Annotated in this window: 22 protein-coding genes; 19 read left to right on the forward strand and 3 right to left on the reverse strand. The window is 72.2% G+C overall.

Going from position 1 to position 26,386, the window contains the following annotated elements; genetic code table 11:
• Window positions 1–246: 246 nt before the first annotated feature.
• From Vau01_RS40380 to Vau01_RS63880, 15 genes are all read left to right on the forward strand, one after another.
• A complete protein-coding gene (locus Vau01_RS40380; RefSeq protein WP_204005074.1) occupies window positions 247–1,470 on the forward strand; it encodes an HpcH/HpaI aldolase/citrate lyase family protein in 1,224 nt (407 codons plus the stop codon).
• A 67-nt stretch (window positions 1,471–1,537) separates the two neighbouring features.
• On the forward strand, window positions 1,538–2,869 hold the full coding sequence (locus tag Vau01_RS40385; protein WP_204005075.1) for a phosphoribosyltransferase family protein: 1,332 nt from the start codon (window positions 1,538–1,540) through the stop codon (window positions 2,867–2,869).
• Complete coding sequence (locus Vau01_RS40390) at window positions 2,866–4,011, forward strand: cysteine protease StiP family protein (protein WP_204005076.1); 1,146 nt, start codon at window positions 2,866–2,868, stop codon at window positions 4,009–4,011. The genes Vau01_RS40385 and Vau01_RS40390 overlap by 4 nt, the downstream gene beginning before the upstream one ends.
• Window positions 4,008–4,832 carry an HAD family hydrolase gene (locus Vau01_RS40395; protein ID WP_204005077.1) on the forward strand — a complete coding sequence of 275 codons (825 nt, stop codon included), beginning with the start codon at window positions 4,008–4,010 and terminating at the stop codon, window positions 4,830–4,832. Before Vau01_RS40390 ends, Vau01_RS40395 begins: the two co-directional genes overlap by 4 nt.
• A 76-nt stretch (window positions 4,833–4,908) precedes the next feature.
• Entirely contained in the window at window positions 4,909–6,450 is a 1,542-nt protein-coding gene (locus Vau01_RS40400) for a TerD family protein (RefSeq protein ID WP_204005078.1), read from the forward strand.
• Window positions 6,451–6,506: 56 nt separating this feature from the next.
• Window positions 6,507–7,079 (forward strand): TerD family protein, encoded by a 573-nt coding sequence (locus Vau01_RS40405; RefSeq protein WP_204005079.1) that lies wholly within the window; start codon window positions 6,507–6,509, stop codon window positions 7,077–7,079.
• Between the two features lie 35 nt (window positions 7,080–7,114).
• The gene (locus Vau01_RS40410) at window positions 7,115–8,857 is read left to right on the forward strand and encodes a TerD family protein (RefSeq protein WP_204005080.1); all 1,743 of its coding nucleotides are present in this window, start codon (window positions 7,115–7,117) and stop codon (window positions 8,855–8,857) included.
• Window positions 8,858–9,131: 274 nt separating this feature from the next.
• Entirely contained in the window at window positions 9,132–11,879 is a 2,748-nt protein-coding gene (locus Vau01_RS40415; protein WP_204005081.1) for a ferric reductase-like transmembrane domain-containing protein, read from the forward strand.
• Between the two features lie 20 nt (window positions 11,880–11,899).
• Window positions 11,900–12,355 carry an FMN-binding protein gene (locus Vau01_RS40420; protein WP_204005082.1) on the forward strand — a complete coding sequence of 152 codons (456 nt, stop codon included), beginning with the start codon at window positions 11,900–11,902 and terminating at the stop codon, window positions 12,353–12,355.
• 45 nt (window positions 12,356–12,400) lie between these two features.
• Window positions 12,401–13,129, forward strand: a complete 729-nt coding sequence (locus Vau01_RS40425) for an FAD:protein FMN transferase (RefSeq protein WP_204005151.1) — start codon at window positions 12,401–12,403, stop codon at window positions 13,127–13,129.
• A 120-nt stretch (window positions 13,130–13,249) separates the two neighbouring features.
• Window positions 13,250–14,386, forward strand: coding sequence for a hypothetical protein (locus tag Vau01_RS40430; protein ID WP_204005083.1), 1,137 nt, complete (start codon window positions 13,250–13,252; stop codon window positions 14,384–14,386).
• Between the two features lie 23 nt (window positions 14,387–14,409).
• On the forward strand, window positions 14,410–15,279 hold the full coding sequence (locus tag Vau01_RS40435) for an SMP-30/gluconolactonase/LRE family protein (protein WP_204005084.1): 870 nt from the start codon (window positions 14,410–14,412) through the stop codon (window positions 15,277–15,279).
• Window positions 15,280–15,282: 3 nt separating this feature from the next.
• On the forward strand, window positions 15,283–15,945 hold the full coding sequence (locus tag Vau01_RS40440) for a response regulator transcription factor (protein WP_204005085.1): 663 nt from the start codon (window positions 15,283–15,285) through the stop codon (window positions 15,943–15,945).
• Between the two features lie 27 nt (window positions 15,946–15,972).
• Complete coding sequence (locus Vau01_RS40445) at window positions 15,973–17,133, forward strand: HAMP domain-containing protein (protein WP_239152243.1); 1,161 nt, start codon at window positions 15,973–15,975, stop codon at window positions 17,131–17,133.
• Complete coding sequence (locus Vau01_RS63880; RefSeq protein ID WP_239152244.1) at window positions 17,112–17,405, forward strand: sensor histidine kinase; 294 nt, start codon at window positions 17,112–17,114, stop codon at window positions 17,403–17,405. Before Vau01_RS40445 ends, Vau01_RS63880 begins: the two co-directional genes overlap by 22 nt.
• Here the strand turns inward: Vau01_RS63880 and Vau01_RS40450 are convergent.
• The gene (locus Vau01_RS40450) at window positions 17,395–18,324 is read right to left on the reverse strand and encodes a TAXI family TRAP transporter solute-binding subunit (RefSeq protein WP_204005086.1); all 930 of its coding nucleotides are present in this window, start codon (window positions 18,322–18,324) and stop codon (window positions 17,395–17,397) included. The two genes, Vau01_RS63880 and Vau01_RS40450, sit on opposite strands and share 11 nt — an antisense overlap.
• A gap of 124 nt (window positions 18,325–18,448) precedes the next feature.
• Here Vau01_RS40450 and Vau01_RS40455 point away from each other — a divergent pair, with 124 nt between their 5' ends.
• From Vau01_RS40455 to Vau01_RS40465, 3 genes are all read left to right on the forward strand, one after another.
• Window positions 18,449–19,030, forward strand: a complete 582-nt coding sequence (locus Vau01_RS40455) for an SRPBCC family protein (protein WP_204005087.1) — start codon at window positions 18,449–18,451, stop codon at window positions 19,028–19,030.
• Window positions 19,031–19,152: 122 nt separating this feature from the next.
• A complete protein-coding gene (locus tag Vau01_RS40460; RefSeq protein ID WP_204005088.1) occupies window positions 19,153–19,542 on the forward strand; it encodes an ATP-binding protein in 390 nt (129 codons plus the stop codon).
• Window positions 19,543–19,701: 159 nt separating this feature from the next.
• Complete coding sequence (locus tag Vau01_RS40465; RefSeq protein WP_204005152.1) at window positions 19,702–20,520, forward strand: RNA polymerase sigma factor SigF; 819 nt, start codon at window positions 19,702–19,704, stop codon at window positions 20,518–20,520.
• 702 nt (window positions 20,521–21,222) lie between these two features.
• Here the strand turns inward: Vau01_RS40465 and Vau01_RS40470 are convergent.
• The gene (locus tag Vau01_RS40470) at window positions 21,223–22,491 is read right to left on the reverse strand and encodes an MFS transporter (protein ID WP_204005089.1); all 1,269 of its coding nucleotides are present in this window, start codon (window positions 22,489–22,491) and stop codon (window positions 21,223–21,225) included.
• 79 nt (window positions 22,492–22,570) lie between these two features.
• Between Vau01_RS40470 and Vau01_RS40475 the strand changes: the two genes are divergently transcribed.
• Complete coding sequence (locus Vau01_RS40475) at window positions 22,571–24,016, forward strand: MFS transporter (RefSeq protein ID WP_204005090.1); 1,446 nt, start codon at window positions 22,571–22,573, stop codon at window positions 24,014–24,016.
• Here the strand turns inward: Vau01_RS40475 and Vau01_RS40480 are convergent.
• On the reverse strand, window positions 23,977–25,659 hold the full coding sequence (locus Vau01_RS40480) for a serine/threonine kinase C-terminal domain-containing protein (RefSeq protein ID WP_204005162.1): 1,683 nt from the start codon (window positions 25,657–25,659) through the stop codon (window positions 23,977–23,979). The genes Vau01_RS40475 and Vau01_RS40480 overlap by 40 nt on opposite strands.
• Window positions 25,660–26,386: the final 727 nt, after the last annotated feature.

Below are 26,386 nucleotides of genomic sequence, written 5' to 3' on the forward strand. Positions count from 1 at the left end.
GCGCAGGCCGGCGGCCAACCCGCCGGCGCAGGCCGGCGACCAACCCGCCGGCGCAGGCCGGCGACCAACCCGCCGGCGCAGGCCGGCGACCAGGCCGGCAACGCCGGCGGGACCGCACCGGCGCAGGCCGGCCGACCGAAAGGCGGCGTACACAACACACCCGACCGAGGCGTTCGGCGGGCCCCCGGCGCCGCTGGCCCGGTGGGTCACGCGCAGCGCCACCCTCATCACAAGACGAGGTCGCCGATGCGCCATTTCCAGCAGTTGCCCGATTCGCAGGCAGCGATGCTGTTCCATCGGATCCCCGCTGAGTTCACCCGGAACAGTCCGCCGGACCAGCTCGCCGTCGCGCTGGGCGCCACCCTGTACGCGCCCGCCATCCGGCCGAACCTCGCCGACGATCTCGCCCGCTGCCACCGGGACGGCCTGATGAGCCTGGTGTGCTGCCTCGAGGACGCGATCCGTGACGACGAGGTCGACGCGGCCGAGGTGAACCTCGCCTACCAGCTGCGTAGGTTCGCCGATGCTGGCAGCAGCCGATTTGTCGCCGAGGGAGGCGACGAGCCCGACGGCCCGCTGCTCTTCATCCGGGTACGACACCACGACCAGATCTACCGCATGGCCGAACGCCTCGGCGACGCGATGCGCGTCGTCAGCGGGTTCGTCCTGCCCAAGTTCCGGCCCGACGAGTCGGGGCGGGCAGGGGTGCAGGCGGTGCACGACATCGCGGCGGCCACGGCCCTGCCCGTCTACGCGATGCCGGTACTGGAGACGCCGGAGATCGCACATGCCGAGTCGCGACTGGAGACGTTGATCCAGATCCGTCAGCTGCTCGACCGGTTCCGGGACCGGGTGCTCGCCACGCGGGTCGGCGTCACCGATCTCTGTGGCTGGTACGGCCTGCGCCGGCCGGCCGAGCTCACGGCCTGGGACCTCGGCCTGATCTCGACCACGCTCACCGACATCATCAACGTGATGGCCCGCCGCGACCGCACCGGCGACGGCTACGTGATCTCGGGCCCGGTGTGGGAGTACTTCACCGGTGGCGAGCGCGTGCTCAAGCCGTTGCTGCGCGAGAGCCCGTTCACCGAGCACGACCCGAACGGCCGCGTCCTGCGTCGCAAGCTGGTGCGCGACGCGCTCGACGGGCTGATCCGGGAGATCCTGCTGGACCGTGCGAACGGGCTCACCGGCAAGACGATCATCCATCCGAGCCACGCCTCCGCCGTCCACGCGCTGAGCGTGGTGAGCCACGAGGAGTACAGCGACGCGGTGGTGATCGCGGCCGACGCCAACGGCGCCGGCGGCGTGCTGCGCAGCGCCTACGCGAACAAGATGAACGAGGTCCGGCCGCACTACGCGTGGGCGCAGCTCACGCTGCTCCGGGCGCGGATGTTCGGGGTCGCCGCCGAGGGCGTCAGCTTCGTCGACTTCCTCGACGCATCCGTCGATCGGGAACTGGTGGCATGAGCGCCGTAGCGAAGCGGAGGCGTTCATGCCGCGCGCATTTCCGTTGTTCATCTCCGGGAAGCAGAGCATGACAGAACATTTGACGCGGTGGGTCGGCGAGCACCTCGACGTCACGCTCGTCGACCCGCCCGGTGCCGACGGCATCAGGCTCGGTGATCTCGCCGGCCTCGCCGTGCGACGCAATCCCAAGCGGGCCCACCTCGTGGTCTCGAAGGTGCTCGGCAAGCACATCCCCACCGACCCGCGCCTGGTCTACGCGTCGGCCCGCCTGCTCGGCGACAGGGCCGCCGAGGCTCTCGGTGGTCACCCCGGGCGCGCGGCGTGGGGGCCGTTCGTGGCGGCACTGCGGGGTGACCGGGAGGAGCTGGCGAAGTGCGTCGGGCCGGCCGATCCGGGGACGCCGGTGCCGGTGCCGCCGCTGGTGTTCGGGTTCGCGGAGACGGCCACCGCGCTCGGCCACGCCGTCTCCGACTCCTTCGCCGGTGCCCGCTACCTGCACTCCACCCGGCGGGCGGTGCCCGGGTTCACGCCCGCCGGCACGTTCGACGAGTCGCACAGCCACGCCACCGAGCACCTGCTGCTGCCGGCCGACCCGGGCTGGCTCAGCGACCCGGCGCCGGTGGTGCTGGTCGACGACGAGCTGACCACGGGCCGCACGGCCGCCGCGACGATCCGGGCCCTGCACCGCCTCCGGCCGCGCGACCGGTACGTGGTGGCCGCGCTGCTCGACCTGCGCACCGAGGCCGACCGCCCGGTCCTCGCCGACCTGGCGGCGGAACTGGGCACCAGGATCGACGTGGTGTCCCTGGCGAACGGCGAGGTTGACCTGCCGGCCGACGTCCTCGAACGCGGCACCGCCCTGGTTTCCCGGCTCGCTCCGGCGCACCCCACGGCGTCGGCTCCGAACGGGACCGCACCGAAAAGGATCGACGCGGACTGGCCGGCCGGCCTGCCCGAGGGCGGGCGGCACGGGTTCGCGGCCGAGCACCGCACCGGGCTCGGCGCCGCCGTCGACACCCTCGCCGCCGAGGTCGCGGGCGGGCTGCCCGACGGGAGGATCCTCGTCCTCGGCTCCGAGGAACTGATGTACACGCCGTTGCGGCTCGCGCTGGCGTTGACCGGGTACCGCGAACACGTGCGGTACACGTCGACCACCCGGTCGCCGGTGCTGCCCGTCGACGACCCGGGCTACGCGGTGCGCACCAGCCTGCGGTTCGCCTCGCCGGAGCCCGACCCCGACGGCAAGCCCCGCTTCGTCAACAACGTCGAGGGCGCCGGGTTCGACGGCATCGTGCTGGTGCTGGACCGGGCCGCCGACACGCCTTCGCTGTGGGGGGCCGGTGGCCTCGTCGAGGCGCTGCGGCCGGTCACCGGATCCCTGAACGTGGTGGTGTTGTGAAGCCGCTGCACGGGCCGGAGTTCGGGAGCTACCCGGCCGACGACGTCACCTGGCTGCTCAAGGACCTGTCCGACGTGTCGCTGGAGGCGCCGGTCGAGGAGCGGGAGGCGGCCGTGCAGGCCGGCACCGCCCACTACGCCGAGTCGCTGCCGATCGAGTACCAGCCGTCGGCCGAGTACCAGGCGCTGTTCCAGGCCGCGCTGGCCGACTCCGCCGAGCGGGTCGCGCACGCCGTCGGCACGGTCACCGAGCTGGTGCTGGCCGGCAAGCCGACGCCGGTGCTCGCGTCGCTGGCCCGGGCCGGCACGCCGGTCGGCGTCCTGATGCGCCGCTGGGCGCGCTTCGCCCACGACCTCGACGTGCCGCACTACACGCTGTCGATCGTGCGCGGGCGGGGCATCGACCGGGTGGCCCTGCGTCACCTCGCGACCCGACACGACCCGGCCGACGTGGCGTTCGTCGACGGCTGGACCGGCAAGGGCGCGATCACCCGGGAGCTCGCGGCCGCGCTCGCGGAGGTCGAGGCGGAGGACGGCGTGCGCTTCGACCCGGCGCTGGCCGTGCTCGCCGACCCGGGCGGGTGCGTCCCGCTGTTCGGCACCCGCGACGACTTCCTCATCCCGTCGGCCTGCCTCAACTCGACCGTGTCCGGGCTGGTGTCGCGCACCGTGCTGAACGACGCGTACATCGGGCCGGGCGACTTCCACGGGGCGAAGTACTACCGCGAGCTCACCGCGTCCGATGTCTCCATGCATTTCATCGACGCGATCACCGCGCGCTTCCCCGCGGTGGCCGACCGGGTCGCGGCCGACTGGCCGCGGCTGGCCGAGAGCGACCGCAGCCCGGACTGGCGCGGCTGGCGGACCACCGACGAGGTCGCCGCCCGGTACGGCATCACCAACGTCAACCTCGTCAAGCCCGGCGTGGGCGAGACGACGCGGGTGCTGCTTCGCCGGGTGCCCTGGCGGGTGCTGGTCCGCCCGAACGCCGAGGGTGACCTCCGGCATGTGCTCCTGCTCGCCGAACAGCGCGGCGTGCCGGTGGAAGAGGTGCCGGGCCTGCCCTACTCCTGTGTCGGCCTGATCCGGCCCGGCTTCACCACGACAACCACGCACGAAGAGGAAGCCTTGGCGATTCAGTGATTCCCGTCCTCGCGGCGACCGACCTCGACGGCACCGTTCTCTTCTCCGAACGGGCGATGGGCTCGGCGCGGCCCTCTCAAGATCGCCTTACCCCGATCGACGTGGTCGACGACCACGTCTACGCCTACATGACCGACGCGGTGATCGACGGCTGGACCCGGCTCGCCGCCGACGGCGTGGTGCTGCCGGCGACGACGCGGTCGGTGCCGCAGTACACCCGGCTGCGGTTGCCCGGACGGGCACCGAAATACGCCGTCGTGTGCAACGGCGCCCGCATCCTGGTCGACGGCTCGTCGGACCCCGACTGGGAGCGTCGGGTGCGCGCCGCGCTCGTCGAGGCGGCGCCGTTCGCCGAGGTCGAGCGGCAGGCCGTCGGTTGGCGCGGCGAGCACGACGTCGCGGCGTTGCGGTCCGTGGAGGACTTCTTCCTCTACTTCACCGTTACCGTGCGTGAGGACTGGTTCGCTCTGTTCGCCGGCGAGGTGGCCGACTGGTGCCGGCAGCGGGGCTGGCGGGCGTCGCTGCAGGGCCGCAAGCTCTACCTCCTCCCCGAGGTGCTCGACAAGGCCGCGGCGGTGGCCGAGGTGGCCGAACGGCTCGGCGCACAGCGCGTCGTCGCAGGTGGAGACTCCCTTCTCGACCAGCAGATGTTGAGCACCGCCGATGCCTCGATCCGGCCGGCGCACGGCGAACTCCACCTCACCGGATACTCGGCGCCGAACTGCCGGACAACCACCGGACACGGCGCGGCGGCCGGAGACGAGATCATGGAGTGGTACGTCGCCGAAGTCGGTACACACAGGGTTGCGCGTATCGCCTAGGCTGCACATCCGCATCGGTAGGTGGGGGCGTTAGGGTTTGGCGCACCGACCCGTCCGATGACTCGAGGGGGACACATTGAGCACGGCGCTGGTCAAGGGCCAGAACATGTCGCTGGCGGTGCGGCAACTCAGGGTGACGGTTCAGGTCGCCCATGCCGCCGACCTCTCCGCGCTGCTCGTCACCACGAGCGGCAAGGTCCGTTCCGATGCCGACTTCATCTTCTTCAACCAGCCGAACGGGCCGGGGGTGACGTGCCAGCAGCCGGCCGGTGGCCAGCCGTGGCGCGTCGACCTCGACCTTGACCGCGTCCCCGCCGACATCGACAAGGTGCGCGTCGTCTCCAGCCTCGACGGCAACAACGTCCGGTTCGGTCAGTTCGCCCCGCCGATCGTGCAGGTCACCGACCTCAGCGGCACCCCGATCGCCAGCTACACGATGACCGGGCTCGACCGGGAGAGCATCGTGGTCGCGGTCGAGGCCTACCGCCGCCAGGGCCAGTGGAAGCTGCGGGCGGTCGGGCAGGGCTACGCCGGCGGGCTCGCCGACCTGGTCACCGACCACGGCGTCAGCGTCGACGACGCGGGGTCGCAGCAGGCGGCAGCCCCGCCCCAGCGTCCCGCGCCGCACCAGCCGGCCCCGGCGCCCCAGCAGCCGGCACCCCAGCAACCGGCCTACCAGGCACCGGCCGCCTACCAGGCACCGCCGACGCCACCGACGCCACCCGGCTACCAGCAGCCGTACCAACAGCCGCACCAGCAGCAGCCACCGGCCTACCAGCAGCCGGCGTACCAGGCACCGCCGGCCCCACCCACCGGCCCGATGCCGACCGTTCCCCCGCAGTACCCGAACCAGCCGCCCGCCTACCAGGCGCCGCCGACCGGCCAGTTCCCGCCGCAGGTGCCGCCCACCGGCCAGTTCCCGTCGCAGCCGCCCACGGGCCAGTTCCCGCCGACCGGGCAATACCCGCCGCAGCCGCCCACCGGGCAGTTCCCCCAGCCGCCCGCCCAGGCACCGGGCGGGGAGGCCGTTGCCCAGCCCGGGCGGCCGGTCAGCCTGCAGAAGGGCCAGCGGATCTCGCTGCAGAAGCAGGACGGCTCGCAGCTCACCCTGGTGCGCATGGGCCTCGGCTGGGACCCGATCAAGAAGCGGGGCCTGTTCGGGAGCCGCGAGATCGAGATCGACCTCGACGCGTCGGCGGTGCTGTTCGCCGACCACCAGCCGGTCGACATCGCCTTCTACAACCACCTGCGCAGCAACGACGGCTCGGTCATGCACACCGGCGACAACCGCACGGGTGCCGGCGACGGTGACGACGAGTCGATCATGGTGGAGTTGACCCGGGTGCCGGCCCACGTCAACGTCATCTTCTTCGTGGTCACCTCGTACGAGGGCCACTCGTTCCAGCAGATCGAGAACGCGTTCTGCCGCCTCGTCGACGAGACCAGCCGCGGTGAACTCGCCCGCTACACGCTGTCGGGCGGAGTGCCCTACACGGCGATGATCATGGCCAAGGTCTACCGCGACGGCACGGCGTGGAAGATGCAGGCCATCGGGGAAGGCGCTCAGGGCAAAACCCCGCTCGACCTGGTACCCCATCTCACCCGCCTGACGTACTAGCGATCAGGCGTCCATCAACAAGGCCGTTCGTTCAAGAACAGAAGGAGTACGTACGGATGTCTGTTTCGCTGCAAAAGGGTCAGGGCGTCTCGCTGCAGAAGCGCGACGGCGGGCAGCTGACCCTGGTCCGCATGGGCCTGGGGTGGGACCCGATCAAGAAGCGCGGCCTCTTCGGCAGCCGCGAGCTGGAGGTCGACCTCGACGCGTCGGCAGTGATGTTCGCCGACCAGCAGCCGGTCGACGTGGCGTTCTTCAACCACCTGCGCAGCAACGACGGCTCGGTGACCCACACCGGTGACAACCGCACGGGTCACGGCGACGGCGACGACGAGTCGATCATGGTCGACCTGCCCCGGGTGCCGGCGCACGTCAACACGATCTTCCTGACCGTCACCTCGTACGAGGGCCACACGTTCGAGCAGGTCGAGAACGCGTTCTGCCGCCTGGTCGACGAGACCAACGGCCAGGAACTGGCCCGCTACACGCTCAGCGGTGGCTACCCGGCGCAGGCCATGGTCATGGCCAAGCTGGTGCGCCACGGCAACGGCTGGGGCATGCAGGCGATCGGCGAGGCGGCGGCCGGCCGTACCGCGCTCGACCTGGTCCCCACCCTGCAGCGCCTGGTCTGACCCTCTCCCACCCCTCCACCGAAAGGACCCCTCCGATGGTGGCGCTGGTCAAGGGGCAGAACGCCCCGCTGGCCGCCGAACGGATCCGGATCACGATCGAGGTCGACGCTCCGGCCGAAGTCTCCGCACTGCTGGTCACGCCGGCCGGCCGGGTCCGCGGCGACGGCGATTTCGCGTACCACGGTCGTCCCCGTACCGACGGGGTGGCCTGGGTACAGGCGGGGCCGCGGCAGGAACTCGCCATCGACCTGACGGCGGTTCCGGCCGACGTGGAGCGGGTGCTCACCGTGGTCAGTCTCGACGACCGGGCGTTCGGTGCCGTTCCGGCACCGTCCGCCCGCGTCTTCGACCCCAACGGCGACGAGGTCGGTTCGTTCCTGATCGACGGGCTCCGGGACGAGCGTGCGCTGGTCGCGTTCGAGGTGTACCGCCGCGGCGGCGTATGGAAGTTCCGCGCGGTCGGCCAGGGCTACTCGGGCGGCCTGGCCCAGCTCGTCACGGCGCACGGCGTCGTCTCGGCGCCGGCACCGCGCTTCGCCGCATCGGCCGCGCAACCGGCTCCGGCGCAACGCGTCCAGCCGCCGGCGCAGGCCGCACCGGCCGCACCCGCGCCCGGCCAGGCGTGGCCGTCGTCGGTGCCGCCGGCGACGATCACGCCGATGACGATCCGGCCGCCGTCGGTCCCGATCGAGGAGACGCCCGTCGGCCCGGCCGGCGGCTTCGGCATGAGCGCCGAGGAGCGCATGTACGACGTCCTCTGGAAGATCTTCGAGGACGCGGCGCGCGCGACCGCCTCGCTCCGCTCGGCCACCGAGTACGCCGAGAAGCGCCGCGACACCGAGATGTCGGCGCTGCTCGACGACCCCCGGATGCGCAACTCGCCGCACACCGACCAGGCCCGGGCCGAGGCCCAGCGCAAGCACGACCAGCTGGTCGCCCAGGCGACGGCCGACTACAAGCGCGACGTCGGCTCGCTGGTCACCGAGCTGAACCAGCTCGCCCACCAGCTTCCGGCGCCGATGGCCGGCTGGGACAGCCCGTCCTGGAACTCGTGGGCGCCGCCCGCCGAGGAGCCGGCGGTGGCGATCCGCATCGGTGAGCTCACGGTGGCCGAGGCGCCCGAGCTCAAGGTGCCGATGGTGTTCCGGCTGCCGATGCGCACCCCGCTGTGGATCGACTCGTCGGAGGGCCGGCGCACCGAGGCCGCCGCGCTCGCCCGCACGCTCGTCGTGCGGCTGCTCGCGGCGCACCCGCCCGGCCAGCTCAAGGTCCACGTGGCCGACCTCGTCGGCGGCGGTGCCGCCGCGCAGGCGCTGCAGCCGCTGAACCCGGGCGTGCTGTTCCCGGCGGCCACCACGCCGCAGCAGCTGTCGGAGACGCTCAACAAGCTCACCGAGCGGGTCGACCTCATCCAGATGGCCGCGCAGGCAGACGCGCTGGAGACGCTGGAGGGCAGCGTCGACAGCGCCCGGCAGCTGCTGGTGCTGCACGACTTCCCGTACGGCTTCGACGACCGGGCGGTCGCCCAACTGCGGTACCTGATCGAGGAGGGGCCGGCGTACGGCGTCAACATCCTCTTCGTCGCCGACCCCGGCGACGCCTCGACGCTGGGCCCGCTGGTGTCGTCGCTGTGGCGCTCGATGCTGCGGCTCTCGGCCGTGCCCGACGACCACATCGGCGACCCGTGGGTCGGCATCAACTGGACCTACACCCCCGACGGCGCGAGCTCACTCCCCGCGGTCAACTCCGTACTGGCGAGGCTCGCGTCCCGCATCTGAGGTAGTTGCCTGATCATGGACTTCACTCTCCGGTGGAGTCCATGATTTCTTTTTGGCATGTCTGGTTTGGGGAACCTTAGGCGCCCCTGAAGGTTGGCGGTGTCGGCTCGCACCGATGTGCCCGAGTCCGGTACGAACGGTATTGGTGACAGGATATGGACGGGACACGACGCCGCGACGCGGGCCGTACGTTCCCACACAGGAGCAGCGGTCTGGTTGGGGAGCCGAGTCCCCCGACCATCGACCGCGGCATGGTCAAACTGACGACGAGTCGGTGAATCCGGGCTATCCGGGCTACCCACCGCGAGCCGGCGACGACCCGGGGCAGCGCCCCGGACGCGGCCGGCGCCGGGCGCCGGAGGTGCCCCAGCAGCGGCCGGCGCTGGAATCGGGCTACGGCGGCGGTGCCGCCGGGTACGGCCAGCAACCGGACTACGGCGGCCGGGGACAGTATCCGGACCGGCCCCGCCAGAGCGAGGCCGGCGGCTACGAGCGCGGCTACCCGCGGCCCGACCAGACCGGCGGCTTCCCCCGCCCCGACACGACGGGCGGCTTCCCGCGCCCGGACACGGCGGGGGGCTTCCCGCGCCCGGACACGGCGGGGGGTTATGTCCGGCCCGACCAGGCGGCCGGCTACCCGCGTCCGGATCAGACCGGCGGGTTCCCCCGCCCGGACGTGACCGGCGGCTTCCCGCGTCCGGACACGACCGGTGGGTTCCCGCGGCCCGGCGCCGGCTCCACCGGCCAGTTCCGCCGCCCCGACCCGGGCGACCACCGGGCCACCGGCGAGTTCCGCCGGCCCGACCAGACCGGCCAGTTCACCCGGCCGGACGCGGGCTACCCGGCGGCCGGCGGCTACCCCGCCACTCCCGGCTATCCGACGTCCGGCGGCAACGCCGGCTACCCGACGTCAGGCGGCAACGCCGGCTACCCCACCTCCGGTGGCAGTGCCGGTTACCCCGCCGCCGGCGGCGGTGCCGGCTATCCCACCTCCGGCGGGAATGCCGGCTACCCGACCTCCGGCCATCCCGCCTCCGGCGGTGGTGCCGGATACCCGCGGCCCGACCAGACCGGCGGCTTCCCCCGCCCCGACACGACCGGCGGCTTCCCGCGGCCCGGCGCCGGCTCCACCGGCCAGTTCCGCCGCCCCGACCCGGGCGACCATCGGGCCACCGGCGAGTTCCGCCGCCCCGACCAGACCGGCCAGTTCACCCGGCCGGACGCGGGTTACCCCCGGCCCGACCAGACCGGCGAGTTCCGCCGGCCCGGCGGCCGGTCGCCGGACGGCCTGCCGACCGCGCCCGTCTACCAGGACCCGGCCGGCTACCAGGGCCAGACCGGCTACGGCACGCCACCGGTGTCACCCGCGCCCGCGGGCGGTCGCGGCGGCCGGCGACGCGCCGACACCCGCACCGGCTGGGGTCGGGACACCACGGGTCAGCAGATCCCCGTGTCACCGGCGCCGGCGGGCGAGAGCGCTCCGGCGTGGGCACCCACCGGAGCCGGCGCGCCGGCCTGGGCGGGATCCGCCCGTCCCACCGGTTCCGCCTCGGTGACCGACACCAACGGCGGCCAGCGCTGGACGGGTAGCGGCACGACCACCGTCCCCGCCGCCCGCACCGCCACGCGGACCGAGGCCCGGCCCGACTCCCGGACGGACAGCCGCACCGAGGGCCGCCCGGTACCGGCGAGCGAGCCGCCGCCGTCGCAGGCCGCACGCAACACCGCGCGCCGGGTGATCCTGACGCTCTGGTTCGCCGGCCTGTCGTTCCCGGCCCTGCTCTGGTGGCAGCACACCACCGCCCTCGACGGCACCGGGGCGATCCTCGTCGCCGCCGGCCGGCTGACCGGCCTGGTGGCCGGCTACACGCTGCTCACCCAGATCGCGCTCATGGCCCGCCTCCCCGGGCTGCAGCGGGCCGCCGGCGCGGAACGGATGCTGAAGTGGCACCGCGACATCGGTGCCCTGGTCGTGGTCGCCACGATCGCCCACGCTCTGCTCCTCATCGAGGGATACGCGATCTTCAGCGGCGACGGCCCCGTCAAGGAGGGCCTGCGGCTGTTCAACGACCAGGCCGACATGGTCGGCGCGTTCTCCGCGGCCGCCATCCTGACCGGGCTCGCGCTGCTGAGCATCCGGCAGCTGCGCAAGATGATGCCGTACGAGGCGTGGATCTGGATCCACCGCAGCGCCTACGTGGTGCTGTACCTCGGCTACGCCCACCAGTTCAGCGCCGGTGAGGACATCGGACAGGGCGCCGGCAAGATCTACTGGATCGGCCTGCACGTCCTGGTGATCGGCACCGTGGTCTGGGGACGCATCGGCGTGCCGCTGCTGATCAACATGTACCACCGCGTGCGGGTCGCCGAAGTGGTCGACGAGGGCGGCGACACCGTCTCGATCTACCTCAGCGGCAACCGGCTCGACCAGCTCGGCGCCCGCTCCGGCCAGTACCTTCGGTGGCGGTTCCTGCAGGCCGGGTTCATCTCCCAGTCGCACCCGTTCTCGCTGTCGGCGCCGCCGAACTCGCACTGGCTGCGGATCACCGCGAAGGCGGTCGGCCGGTTCACGTCCAAGCTGCCCGAACTGCAGCCGGAGACGCGCGTCTGGGTGTCGGCGCCGGAGGGCGAGCACACGCCGGCGTCCCGCACGATGACGAAGGCCGTGCTGATCTCGGCCGGAAGCGGCATCGCGCCGGCCCGGGCCCTGCTGCCCGAGCTGCCCGGCGACACCGTGGTCGTCTACCGGGCGAGCACGCCGGAGCAGTTGGTGCTGCGCGCCGAACTGGAGGAGATCACGCGGGCGCGCGGCGGCAAGGTGCACGTCGTCACCGGCCGGCGCGACGAGTCCGCTCCGAAGAAGCTGCTCACCTCGTGGGGGCTCGCCGACCTGGTACCCGACATCACGATGCGGGACATCTACCTGTGCGGCCCGCCGGAGTTCGCGAAGGCCATCGTCACGGCACTGCGGCCGTTGAACGTCCCGAAGCGCCAGATCCACGTCAGCGCGTTCGAACTGTAAGCCGGAGGGCTCGATCCACCATGCGTCGTGCAGCAATCGCGATCCTCGGCACCGCCGCGGCCACCTCCCTGCTGGTCGGCATCAAGGCGCAGGCCGGTTCGGACACGCCCGACCCGGTCGCCCAGGAGGAGCCGGCCGGGTCCGGACCGGCGTCGCCACCGGCGTCGGGTGCCGCGCCGGCGACCGGCAAGTCGAGCGCGCCGCCGGTGAACGCGGGCGGCGCGCCGAAGAAGATCGTCGGCAAGACCGTGAACACGCCGTACGGCGCGGTCACGGTGACGGTGACGGTCACCGGCAACCAGATCACCGACGTCACGGCCAAGCTGCCGAACACCGGTGAGAGCGCCGGCGCCGGTCCCAAACTCAAGGAGCAGGCCCTGCAGAAGCAGAGCGCCGACCTCGACGCGGTCAGCGGCGCGACCTACACCAGCGACGCCTACGCGGAGTCATTGCAGTCGGCGCTCGACAAGCGGTAGTCCATGCTCCGGAGCGCGACCGGCCTGCGCCGGGTCGAACAGATCATGGGGACGGCGATCAGCCTGGAGATCGCCGGCACCGTTCCCGCCGACGAGGCCGGCCGCCTCGCCGACGAGGTGTACGCCTGGATGCGGCTCGTCGACGACACGTTCAGCACGTACAAGGACGACAGCGAGGTCACCCGCCTGCACACCGGTGACCTGGCCGCCGACGACGCCTGCGCCGACCTCCGGGACGTGTTGGCGGTCTGCGCCGACCTGTGGCGCGACACCGACGGCTACTTCGACGTGTACGCCACCGGCCGGCTCGACCCGTCGGGGTACGTCAAGGGCTGGGCGGCGCAGGTCGCCTCGGACCGTCTGATGGCCGCCGGTGCCACCGACCACAGCGTGAACGCCGGCGGCGACGTGCGTGTCCGCGGCTGGTCGTCGACCGGTGAGCCGTGGCGGGTGGGTGTGCGTCACCCCTGGGACCCGGCGGCCGTCTGCTTCGTGCTCGCCGGCACCGACCTCGGCATCGCCACGTCCGGCACGTACGAACGCGGCCTGCACGTGGTGGACCCGCGTCGCGGCGGCCCGGCGACCGGCCTGCGCTCGGTCACCGTCACCGGACCGGACCTCGGCCGAGCCGACGCGCTCGCGACCGCCGCGGTCGCGATGGGCCCCGCCGGCCTGGAGTGGTTGGCCGGGCTACCGGCGGGGTACGAGTCGGCGGTCGTCACCGATGACGGCCGGTTCTTCCGGTCCGACGGCCTGCCCGAGCAGGTCGTTTAGTACCGTTGCGAACCCGTGCCCTGATCAAATGTGGGCAAATTACAGTCGTCAATGGGAAGATGACCGGGGCTGGTCACCCCGTGCCACCATGTGCGGGGTGCGGCGCATGGGGGTGAGGCCGTGATCGCGCTCGACGTACCGCTTGCCTGGACGCCCGGCGAGCAGACCGAGGTGCCGGTGACGATCGTGTACGCGATCATCACGGGCAGCGGTCTGGTCGTCGTGCTCGGTACCGGTCTGGTCGCCTGGTGGCTCAACCGCCGGGCCCGGCGCCGCGAGGCGGGCCTCCTCCGCGTCCCGAAGCCCCGGCGGGCCCGGCGGGTGAAGGCGGCCGCGGCGGCACCGGCCGAGCGCCCCGACATCGAGGGCGCGGCCATTCCCGGTCCCGTCGAGGTGGCGGCGGCGCCCTCGGTGCCCCTCCCCCGCCAGCCCCTGGCGTTCGACCTCGACCGCCCGTCGGTCCGGCGGACGCCCGACCCGCGCTGGGTCAACGAGGCCAGCGGCGAGTACGTGCAGATGCGGGCCGCAACCGCCCGCGCGCACACGGTCGCCCGGCAGGCCCGCAACCACAGCCAGGAGGCCAGCAGCGTGCTCGACACCGCCGAGCGCGTCTACGAGGAGGCGCGCCAGGCGCACGCCGAGTCGCTCGCCGCCACGCCCGAGCCCGTCGCGTCCCATGGCTCCGACGCCGACCGCGACGTGGCGCGGGCGGCGCTCGACGCCTATCGTCGCGGTGAGCTCTCGGCCGAGGACCTGCGCAAGGTCTGGTACGGCACCAGCGGGTGGGACACCCGGCACGACGAGGCCGAGCGGCGCATCCGCGAGCACCGCGCGGCCGAGATCCACGCCCGGCAGGAGTACCACATCGCGCTGGCCCGGGCCCGCTCCGCCCGCCAGGCCGAGTACGTGGCCGAGGTCGCGGTCCGCGCGCTGGGCGCGGAGACGGCCGCGGCGGCGAACGAGCTGGCCTCGGCCCACGACACCTCCCGCACCAAGCGCAAGTGGCTCCGCAACCGGCCCGAGCCCACGGCGGCCGCGAACAACGGCGCGAACAACGGCGCGGCGAGCAACGCCGCCAGCAACGGCGCGGCGAGCAACGCCGCCAGCAACGCCGCCAGCAACGCCGCCAGCAACGCCGCCAGCAACGCCGCCAGCAACGCCGCCAGCAACGCCGCCGCACCCGCAACCGCCCGGCCCGGCACCGCCGGATCCGCCGCCACCGCGAGGCCCGGCACCGCCGGGGCCACCGCGGTTTGAGCTCCCGCCGTTACGATTCGGTGGTGCTGCGTGAATCGACGGCCGAGATCTTCGTCACGGCCGGTGCCCACCTCGCCGAAGGCCCGGCGTGGAACTCGTCCGCGGGCTGTCTCGGCTGGGTCGACATCCTCGCCGGGAAGGTGCACCTCACCGAGGCCGACGGCACCGCCCGCGCCGAGTTCACCCTCGACCGGCACGTCGGTGCGGCGCTGCCGGCGGAGGACGGCACGTACCTGGTGGTCGTCCGCGACGGGTTCGTCCGGCTCGATCCGGCCACCGGCGCCGTCTCGCCGCTGCTCGAGGTGCTCGGCGACCGCCCCGACCTCAGGTTCAACGATGCCAAGGCGGATCCGCGGGGACGCGCGTTCGCCGGCACGATGAGCTACACCGACGGCGTCCGGGGTCAGGGGACGCTGTTCCGCCTCGACCCCGGCCCCGCCGCGACGCCGGTGCACGGGCCGACCTCGTTGTCGAACGGCCTGGGCTGGAGTCCCGACGGAAAGACCATGTACTTCATCGACACGTCCGCCGGCACGGTCACCGCGTTCGACTACGACGTCGACACCGGAACGCCGCACGACCCGCGGGTGCTGATCGAGGTCCACCATCCCGACGGCATGTGCGTCGACGACGACGGCGGCCTGTGGGTGGCGCTCTACGGCGGCTGGGCGGTGCACCGCTACACCCCCGCCGGCGGGCTCGACACGGTGATCAAGCTGCCCGTCGCCAACGTCACGTGCTGCGCGTTCGGCCCGGGCGGGCGGCTGTACATCACCACCGCCGACAACGGCCTCTCCCCCGCCGACCAGGAGCGGCAGCCGTTGGCGGGATCGTTGTTCGTGGCCGAACCGGGTGTGAGCGGCCCGGCCGCCGTCCCCTGGCACTCGGTGTAGCCGATGCGCGTGCTGCTGGTGGAGGACGACGTGCGGGTCGCCGCCGCGGTGGCGTCCGGGCTGCGCAAGCGCGGCTACGAGGTCGACTGCGCCGGCTCGATCGCCGAGGCGTTGGAGGCCGCGCCCGTCGACATCGTGCTGCTCGACCTCGGCCTGCCCGACGGTGACGGCATGGACCTGTGCCGCATGCTCCGCGCCCGGCAGCCCGAGGTGGGCATCATCGCCGTCACCGCCCGGGGCGAGGAGCGCGACCGGGTCACCGGCCTGCTCACCGGCGCCGACGACTACGTCGTCAAGCCGTTCTCGATGGCCGAGCTGCACGCGCGGATGGCGGCGGTGCTGCGCCGGGCGTCCCGGTCGGCCCCGGCGACCCAGCAGGTCGACATCGGCGGGCTCACCATCGACTTCACCGCCCGCCGGGTGCTCAAGGGCGGCACCGAGGTGACGCTCACCCGCAAGGAGTTCGACATCCTCGCGGCGCTGGCCCGCCGGCCCGGCATGGCCGTGGGCCGCGACCGCATCATCATCGAGGTCTGGCAGACGTCGTACGTCGGCCCGCACGTGCTCGACGTCCACATGGCCGCGTTGCGCGGCAAGCTCGGCGACCCCGGGCTGGTGCAGACGGTTCGCGGAGTGGGATACCGCCTGAGCACTGAGCCTGCCTGATGGGACCTGCCTGATGGGACCCGCCTGATGCGTCGCCGGCTCGCGGCCAGCTACGTCCTGCTGCTGGTGCTCGTGCTGGCGGCGCTGGAGGTTCCGCTGGCGATCGCCACGGCCAGCAGCAACAGCCAGCGGATCGCGCTCGACCGGCTCGCCGACGCCGTGCAGTTCGCGTCGACCGCCGAGACGGCGATGACCAGCGAGGCCCGCAGTTCCGACGACCCGGCCGACCCGTCGCTGGAGGGCAGGCCCTCCAACGACGACGACTCGACCGACCCGTCGCTGGAGGGCCTGCGCACGGAACTCGAACGCTACGAGCAGATGTACGGGATCGCCGCGCTCGTCGTCGACCGCGACCGCAAGACGCTCATCAGCTCGCGTCCCGGCCTGACGCTCGTCTCCGCCGACGCCCGCCGCCAGCGCGACCACGCGCTGGCCGGCGACCAACCCGACGCCTCCCGGACGTTCTGGCCGTGGGAGGACCGGCCCATGGTCATCGCCGCGCCGATCGGCAGCGGCGGCGAGACGCTCGGCGCGGTCATCACGATCTCGCCCACCGACCGGCTCCGCGACCGCACCGGCCAGGTCTGGCTGCTGCTCACCGGCGGCGGGCTGCTCGCCCTGGTGGTGTTCATCCTGATGGCGCTGGCGCTGGCCCGGTGGACGCTCCGACCGATCGCCGACCTCGACTCGGCCGTGCACCACATCGCCGACGGCGACTACGACGCGCGGGTGCCGGCCGCCGGCGGGCCGCCCGAGTTGCGCCGGCTCGCCACCGCGTTCAACGAGATGGTCAGCACGGTGTCCGACGTGCTGGAACGGCAGCGGGCGTTCGTCTCGCACGCCAGCCACCAGTTGCGCAACCCGCTCACCGCGCTGCGCCTGCGGGTCGAGGACCTGAGCGAGGCGGTGCCGGGCGAGGAGGGGCGCACCGCCCTGCAGGAGAGACCGACCGCCTGTCCGAGATGCTCGACGGGCTGCTCGCGCTGGCCAGCGCCGAGAAGGGCAACTTCAGCCTGGAGACGGTCGACGCCGACAACGTGGCGGCCGAGCGGATCACCGCCTGGCAGCCGATGGCCGCCCAGCACGGGGCCACCCTGCGCCGGGTGCCGGCGTTGCGGCCGTTGCAGGTCCGGACCGTCACGACCGCGGTCGGTCAGGCGTTGGACGTGCTCATCGACAACGCGTTGAAGTACGGCGCGACGTCGGTGTCGGTGTGGGTGCGACCGCTCGACGACGGGGTCGCCGTGCACGTGGTCGACAACGGGCCGGGGCTGAGCGACGAGCAGCGGCAGAAGGCGACGGAACGGTTCTGGCGGGCGCCGACGTCGCAGAACACCGTCGGCAGCGGGCTGGGCCTGCCGATCGTGGCGGTGCTGGTGGAGTCGTCGGGCGGGCGGCTCGACCTGCGCGCGGCCGACCCGCACGGCCTCGAGGCCGTGCTCTGGTTCCCTATGGTTTGATCTCTTTGAAGTACCGCGCGGCGCCCGGATGCAGGGCGAGCGGATGGGTGTAGATGGCGCTGCGTGAGTTGAGGCGGGCGGCCACCGGGTGTGCCCGTTGCAGGATTCCCTGGTCCTCGAAGAGCATGCGGGTCAACGCGTACGCCGTCTCCGCCGGCATTCCCGCGGAGACCACGAGGAAGTTCGGTATCCCGATCGTGCTCACCGACTGCAGCCCGTACGTCGACGCCGGAACCGTGTGCTCGGTGTAGTACTGCCCGCCGCTGGCGCGCATGTCGCTGGCGTACTGGCCGATCGGCACCATCTCGATGGGTACCTTCTTCGCCAACTCGGCGACGCGGGCCACCGGCAGGCCGCCGGAGAAGAAGAACGCGTCGATCTGGTCGGCCTCCAACGCCGCCGCGCTCGCGTCGAGGCCGAGCGTGACGGCTTGGATTTCGCGGTCCGGATCGATCTTCTGGGTGACGAGCAACCGCCGGGCCGTGCCGATCGTGCCGCTCTCCTGCGCGCCGACCGACACCCGCCTGGTCTTCAGGTCGTCCAGCGTCTTGATCTTCTTGTCGACCCGCACCACCAGGTGCAGATAGTCGTCGTAGACCCGGGCCAGCGCCACCACCTTGCCGTCCGCGGCGAAGTCGGCCGACGTGTCGGCCTGGGCGAACCCGATCTCCGCCGCGCCGGTGGAGACCAGCCGCAGGTTCTCCTTCGACGCGGCCGTCTCCAGCACGCTCGGCTTCAGTTCGGGCAGGTGCCGGCGGACGGAGTCGGCGATCGCCCCGCCGTACAGGAAGTACACGCCGCCGGAGCTGCCGGTCGCTATCCGCAACTGCCCGCTGGGCACCGCGCCGTCGCTGGACGGGCACCCGGAGAGAAAGGCGGCCATAACCACCATGCACACCACGAACCGGGCCGCCCTCACGGCCCCGAATGTTACGCCTGTCACCCCAGCGCAAGTTTCCCTCAAGCGGTGCCCCGCTTCGCGTTCCGACGCCGTGTCAACCGGCACCGTATGTACCACGCGAGTCAGGAGAGTGGTGGAACGGATGCTGGTCGACACGGTCCTTCACAGCACCGCCGTTACGGCCGGTTTCGAGATCGGAATGCTCTTGCGGTGTGCCCGTACCGGTTCGGGGCGGCACGGGCGCACCGTCATGGAGTTCAGCCGGCAGGGCGCCGCCACCCGGCTGACCGCCCTGCTCACCGGCCTCTCCCTCGACGCGCACCGCGACGAGTACGCCGCCGGCGGGTGGCACCGGTACGAGGTGCACCGGGTCATGTCCACCGGGTTGTCCGACTGGCCCCTCAGCCGGGCGTGGGCCGCCGCCTACGAGCGGCTGTGCGGCAGCACCGGGTACCAGTCGACGCGGCAGCGGCAGCACCGGGTCGAGCTGGCCGAGGCCGCCTGGCGGGCGGCGGTGCTGTGCGGCGGCACCCGTCGTCGCGGCGGTCCGCTGGCCGTGCGCGTGTCCGATCCCGACCTCGGGCTGATCCTGGTGCGGGCGGCCCGGGTGCTCGACGCGCCGGTGAGCCTGCGTTCGGTGGGTGGTCGGCACATCGTCGAGGTGACGACGGGACGCGCTGAGGTGACGCTGCGTCAGCTGGCCGCGGTCCCCGTCGCGTCCTAAAGCGTTGTACGACCTTGCCCACGACCGCGATCTAGTTTCCGGGCGGCCCTCGTGGGTACCCGCGAACTGTCGAAGTTTCCGGCGGGGGGGGTCGCGATGAAGCGGGGAAGGAGCCGGTGAACGTGCGCCTGTCACTCTCGCTCCCCCGGGACAACGCCAGCGTCCCGATGGCCCGCCGGATCCTCGCCACCACGCTCACCACTGCCGGGGTGACCGAGGAGTGCCGGTCCGACATCCTGCTCGCACTGGCCGAGGCCTGCGCCAACGCGGTCGCGCACGCGCAGCCGGCCGACGATTACAAGGTCACCGTCGACCTCGACGACGCCGAGTGCCGCATCGAGGTGATCGACGCGGGCAGTGGCTTCGATCCTCGCGCCGACCAGCCCGAACTGCCGCTCCTCGCCGAGCGCGGCCGCGGCCTCCACATCATCGAGGCCCTCTCCGACGGCTTCGACCTGCGCCCCAACACCCCGAGCGGCACACTCGTGCGGTTCGTGAAGCGCATCGCGTGATCGTCTTCACCCGTTCCGGGTGGGGCAGATGTTGCCAGTGGGACCCTCTAGGCGTATCTTCATGGTCACCACCATCGTCCGAACGGACGATGTTCGGGTAACCGAACGGTGAAGTCGATCGGTACGAGTGTCTAGGAAGGGCCTGGATCGATGACCACAATGGTCGGGCAGCAGAAGACGTCTCCTGCGACCTCGGACGTACGCACAGCCACGTCCACCCGGGCGCAGAACGACGCGGATGCCCTCGCTCTCCTTACCCTGCTCGCCGACCTCCCCGCCGGCAGCCCCGACCGCGCCCGCGCCCGCGAGCGCCTGGTCAAGATGTACCTCCCCCTCGCCGAGCACCTGGCCCGCAGGTTCCGGCACCGCGGCGAGCTCATGGACGACCTGGTGCAGGTCGCCAGCCTCGCGCTCCTGAAGTCGATCGACGGCTTCGACCCGAACCGCGGCGCCGCGTTCACCAGCTACGCCATCCCGATGATCGTCGGCGAGCTGAAGCGCCACTTCCGCGACAAGGGCTGGGACGTGCGGGTCCCCCGCCGTCTCCAGGAGCTCCGCCTGGAGATCAGCAAGATCTCCGGTGACCTGGCGCAGAAACTGGGCCGCTCCCCCACCGTCGCCGACCTGGCCGCGCAACTCGAGGTCAGCGACGAAGAGGTCATCGAGGCGCTGGACTGCTCGCAGGCCTACCGCGCCCTGTCCCTGCACGCCCCCGTCTCCGGCGACGACAGCGGCGGCGAGCTCATGGACCTCCTCGGCGGCACCGACCCCGAGATGGAGAGCGTCGAGAACCGCGCCGCCCTACGCCCCCTGCTCGCCCGCCTCCCCGAACGCGAGCAGAAGATCATCGCGATGCGCTTCTTCGGCAACATGACCCAGTCCCAGATCGCCACCGAGATCGGCATCTCCCAGATGCACGTCTCCCGGCTACTGGCCCACTCGTTGCAGGTCCTCCGCTCCGGCCTGACCCCGGCGTAGGTTCTTGTTCCGCTTCAAGGCGGCCCTCGCGCTCCGGCGCGCGGGCCGCTTCTCTTTGGAATCCCCGGGTTCCAGTTCGCACGTGACCATTCAGGTGGTGGGTCCACAATGGACCCACCGTGGCCGATCTTGCAGTTGTGCTCGCCGCAAAAAGGGGGCGAATTCCGGCGAAAGGGCGGACACAACTGCAAGATCGAGAACCGAGGGGCTGTTCTTCGGCGTCGATCTTGCAGTTGTGGTGCCTTGTCCGCCCGTATTTGCCACTGTTTGCGGCCCACCACAACTGCAAGATCGACTCGTGGGGACAGGCACGACAACCACCACCCGAACAGTTACGTTCGCACCCTTGGCCGGGGCCGCGCCCAGCCGCCCTGGAGACAGGTCGGCCGGACCGCCAAGATCGCTGTCCGCGGAAGAAAACCGAAGTCACGCTGCAGGTTTGTTCCTCAAATCGCGATCATGGCGGTCCGAGGCGGCTGGTACCGATGGACCGTGACATCTGCCGCCGGCCCGCTCACAGCGGCTGGGACTCGCACTGATCAGTTCCCAGAAGGCCGCCGCCCTCGCCAGCCGACCCCGGCCAGCCCAGCACGGCGCGACGCCAGGCCGACCGAGCCGCGACCCGACGTCCCCCGGCCAGCCCAGCACGGCCCTACGTCCCCCGACCGGCCGAACGGCGGCGCGGGACGCGGGCGCTCGCCGCTACAACGCGATCAGGCGGGCCTCGTCCGACGTCTTCGCCGGCTCCTCGGCCCGTGGCGCCGACGCGGCTACCGGGTCAGCGGCCGTATTCGGAGTGGTGGGGCCGGACAGCTTGCGGACGAACGGGAACATCGCCAGCGCGAGGGTCAGCGTCACCGCGCCGACGGCGACGAAACCCCACTCGGGGCCGGCGGCGTCGACGACCGCGCCGGCCAGTGGGGCGCCGATGGCCAGGCCCAGGGTCAGGGCGGAGTTGTACAGGCCCATCGCTTCGCCGCGGGCGCCGGAGGGGACCAGGCGGCTCACGGCGTCGGCCGAGGCGGCGAGGGACGGGGCGCACAGGGCGCCGGCCGGGATCAGCGCCAGTGCCAGCAGGAGTACGCCGTCGACCAGGCTGATGGGCATCGTGAACAGGCCGATCAGGGCGACAAGCACCACCGTGGGCACGGCCCTCTTCAGCGATCCGTAGACGAACCCGCCGATGATCGAGTAGAGCGCCCACACGGCCATGAGCAGGCCGATCCACGACGTGTCGCCGCTCGCGCGCAGTTCGGCCACGAGCGCGATGTCGGTGGCCGCCAGCACGGCGGTGGTGGCGGCGGTGAGCACCAGCAGGGCGAGGAAGCCGGGCTTGAGCCACTCGCGACGGGACACCTTGACGCCGGCGCTCGCCTCCTCTTCCTCGTCGGCGGTGCGTACGGGTGGGTTCTGGATGTACAGGCCGATGCCGGCCAGCACGATCGCGCCGCCCACCAGGTACATCGTGATCGTGGCGGACAGCTGGGTGACCAGCAGCACCGCAAGCGCCGGACCGACCATGAACGACAGCTCGACCGCCATCGAGTCGATCGCGTACGCGGGACGGCGGGACGCGACCGGCACCAGCGCCGCGATCGACTGCCGGACCACCGAGAACACCGGCATCGTGAGCAGGCCGAGCACGGCACCCGCCACCAGCAGCACCGGGTAGGGCAGCACCGGCGCGATCGACCAGAAGATCAGCTCGGCGATCGTGGTGACGAGCAGCGTCGTGCGTAACGACCGGCGGTCGATCAGCCGCCCGAGCAGCGGGGCGCCGACCGTGGAAGCGAGCGTGAGCACCGACGCGAGCAGGCCGGCGGCGGCGTAGCCCCGGTCGAGATCGAGGACGACGTGCAGCGTGAGCGTGATAGGAGCAGCGACGACCGGCACCCGGGCCACGATCGCCAACAGCATGAGCGAACGCATACCTGGCATGCCGAGCACCTGCCGGTAAGGACCGAGACGCATCTTCACCTCCTACAGAACCACGTGCGTCGACCATCCTGCCCGAGGGGTGTGACACTGTGCCGCTGATTAATGTGTGCGCATGACGAGCGTCACCCCGGTGAAGCGGCCCGGCACGGCCGGTCCCGCGCGGCGGGCCTACACCATCGTGGTGTTCGTGGTGCTCGCCTCGCTCGACAACGTCGCGATCGGCCTGGTACCGCCGTTGTACGACCCGATCGGCGAGGCCCTCGCCGTGCCCGAGGGTGCGATCGCCGTGGTGACGGGCGTCACCTACCTCGTCACCGCGGTGGCCGCCGTCGCCTGGGCCTACGCCGGCGACCGGTTCCGGCGCCGGCCGTTGCTGGTGGTGGGCACGCTGGTCTGGGCCGCCGGCACGTTCGGCAGCGGCTACTCGACCACGTTCGGCATGTTCCTGGTCGCGCAGGTCGTCGGCGCGGTCGGGCTCGGCGCCGTCGGATCCGTGGGCTTCTCCGTGGTCAGCGACCTGATCTCACCGCGCCGGCGCGGCCTGGTGATGAGCTTCTTCGGACTGTCGCAGGGCGTCGGGACGCTCGCGGGCACGCTGGTGGGCGGCCTTCTCGGTGCGGGTGACTGGCAGCGCCCCTTCCGGGTGGTGGCGGTAGCCGGGGTCGTGGCGGCGCTCGCTTACCTCGTCACATATGACATTCGACGTGGCGAGAACGAGCCCGAACTGGCTGCCCTGTACGAGCAGGGTGGTGAGTACGAGGGCCGGATCTCGTCGGGCGACCTGCCGAAGATCCTCGCGCGGCGCACCAACATGTGGTTGATCATGCAAGGGCTCACCGCACAGGTGACGTTCGGATCGCTGGTGTGGCTGCCGCGGTTGTTCCAGGCCAGGGCCGAAGAGCAGGGCTTTGAGACGCCCACCGCGGTGGCCGTCGGTGCGACGTTCGCGACGTTGTTCCAGCTCGGCGGGGTCCTTTCGATCATCGGTGGACTGGTGGGCGACCGCCTGCAGCAGCGCGTTCCCGGCGGCCGGGCGCTGGTGGCGGCGGTCGGGATCCTGGGCGGCATTCCGTTCTTCGTGGTGCTTTTCTTCGTCCCCATGCACATTGACCTGGCGCCCGACGCCGGCTCGGGCGCAGTTGCGAAAGCGGTGCTGCGCAGCGTGATCACCGAGCCCACCGTGGCGCTCAGCCTCGTGGCCGCGCTGGCCGGACTCGCGCTGATCAGCGCGAACTCACCCAACTGGTTCGCGTTGATCGCGGACGTCAACCCACCCGAGCACCGCGGCACCGTGTACAGCCTGGGCAATCTCGTCAACAGCGTCGGCCGTGCGGCCGGCAACGCTCTCGTCGGCGCGGTATTTTCGGGACTGGCGCGCAGCTTGCCGCCGCCGCTAAATTACGCCACCGGGCTGGCGCTGTTCCAGATATTTTTCGTGCCCACCGGAATCATGTACCTGAAGGCGGCGAAGACCAGCCCGGCCGACACTGCGGCGGTCCGCGCCCAACTCGCCGACGCTCAGCCGACCTTCGACGGGTCGGGCCGGAAACTGTCGTAGATGAGTTGCAGAATGGGTGCGGCGGCGGCCCAGTCGTTGCCCGACGTCTGCCACCAGAAGCCGTAAGCCCTGCTCGGCCCCACGATCACGCCCCGGTTGCTCACGTGCGTGCTGCCGTTGTTGTACGTGAACTCCCAGTCGGCGGCCTTCTTGAAGTAAGGAACCTCCGCGATGCGAATTTCGTTGTAGTTCGGAAAGTCGCCGGCGGCCAGCCGCTGGTTCCGCTGGGCCTTCCAGTCGGCAACCGGGTCAGACTTGGGCTGATCGGTCTGGTCGATTCCGAGCGTGCGGCCGTCGCCCCGGAAATAGACCATCGTGCCCTCGCGCGATTCCTTCCAGTGCGCCGGCACATACACGGAGAATCCGGTGCGGTCGACGTGTTCGCGCCACCCCGCCGGCAGTTGCGGCCGCCCGTCCGCGGGCGAATTCGAGGTGACGGCGCTGGGCGGCGGCGCCGCGGGCTCGCTCGTCGCCGCGGCGGTCGGGGTGGCGGCTGTCGAGGCGGGCCCGGTCGCGGCCGGGCTGCCGCCCTGGCTCTGCGGCGCGCCGCCGTCGTCCTCGGCCCCCCGCGTCACCATGAACACCACCGCGGCAACCACGATGACCACCGCAACGGCGATGACGATGAAGCGCTTGCGCCGCTGATCGAGGTCGGCACCCGCCTCCGGCCGCACCACCCTGGCGAGCCCCCGCACCGGCCGGGCGCTGCCGCCGTCGCCAAGGATCGGCATCGGCGCGACGAGGGTCGCGTCATCCTCGGACCACGGATCCCCGGTCGAGGAATCCTGGACCCGGAACTCCTCGGAACGAACCCCATCGGCCGCGGCGCCGTAGGAGGCGATGCCCCGGGATGTGATGCCGGGGGGTTCCTCGGATTCCGGATCCGAGGTTCCGGTCTGTGCGGAATCCGCTTCGGTGTCTTCGTCGGCTGTGTCGGTGGTCGTTGCCTTGGCCGAGGTGTCGGTCGGGTCCTCAGGGGCCGGGTCGCCGGTGGGCCTGTCTTTCGCGGCGAGGCTCTCTGCCGCGGGGCTTTCTGCTGCGGGGCTCGCTGCTGCGGGGCTCGCTGCTGCGGGGCTCTCTGCTGCGGACACCTCTTCTGCGGAAGCGTCCTTCGCGGAACTTTCCGTGGACGTTTCCGTGGACGTCTCGGCGGATGTCTCTGCGGACATCTCGGCCGCGGACGACTCGGTCGCGGAGGACTTGGCGGCGGTGGCCTCGGCCTCGGTTGTGGCCTCGGTTGTGGCCTCGGCTGCTGCCGCGGCTGCGGTCGCCTTCGCGGATTTCGCTGTCGCCGCTGACTTGCTGGGCTGGGGCTCAGCCGGCTCGGACTTCGCGTCCTTGGTTCCGGGATCCTTGGTTCCGGAATCCTCGGCTGCGCGGTCCTCGGCCGGGCGGGCCTGCTCCCGGGTCGAAGACTCGACAACCGCCACGGCCGACGGCTCGGTGTCCGGTTCGTCGGTCTCGGTGTGCTCGGTGTCGTGGGACGCGGGGCGCTGGGCGGGAATCGCCGGAGCGGTCGATTCCGGGTCCGATGGGCCGACCGGCCGTCCCAGGATCGGCTCGAACCGGGGCACCGGCCAGGCCGGCGGAGCGGTCCGTGGGCCGGGCACGACCGAGGTTTCGTCGGCGGCCGGCGACACCACCGTGGTCGGAGACTCGGCCGGGGGCGCCGTGACGGACCCGGCCCGGGCCGCGGGCGCGGAGACCGACGCGGGCGGAGCCGCCGAGGCGGCTGCGGCCGCGGGCGCGGAGACCGACGGGGGCGGAGCCGCCGAGGCGGCGGCCGAATCCGGCGGGGGCGCCGCCGGAGTCGGGGCTTCTGACGGGGTTCGGCGACCGCGGGCCGGTGCGATCGGCGCGGTCGCGTCGGCGGGTGGTGGGACCGGGGCCGAACCGCGTGGACGCGTACCCGAGCGGGCACCGTCGGAGCGGTGGCCGGAACGGGCGCCGTCGGAACGGGTGCTGTCGACCCGGGTGGTGTCGGCCCGGGTGGTATCGGCCTTGTTCCGGCCTGGACGCGCGGTACCTGAACGGGCGCCGTTGGAACGGGCGCCCTCGGAGCGTTCGGGGTCGGGACGGCCGACGGATGCGCTCCCGGTTGCGGGGCCTCCGGGGACGGAACCGCCGGTGGTCGAGCCCGCGGACGCTCGGCCCCGGGCAATCGGACCCGATCCACCACCGGACCGGCCAGCGGCACCAGAACCGGCAACACCAGAGCCGCCGGGCACAGGACCGCCGGGCACAGGACCGCCGGGCACAGGACCACCGGCACCAGGAACAGGACCACCGGCAACGGGCGGCTGACCGGAACCGGGCCGCCCACCGGCCACGGGCCCACCGGCCACGGGCCGACCCGAGACAGGAGCGCCC

It is taken from the genome of Virgisporangium aurantiacum (assembly GCF_016863635.1).
GTDB classification, from domain to species: Bacteria; Actinomycetota; Actinomycetes; order Mycobacteriales; family Micromonosporaceae; genus Virgisporangium; species Virgisporangium aurantiacum.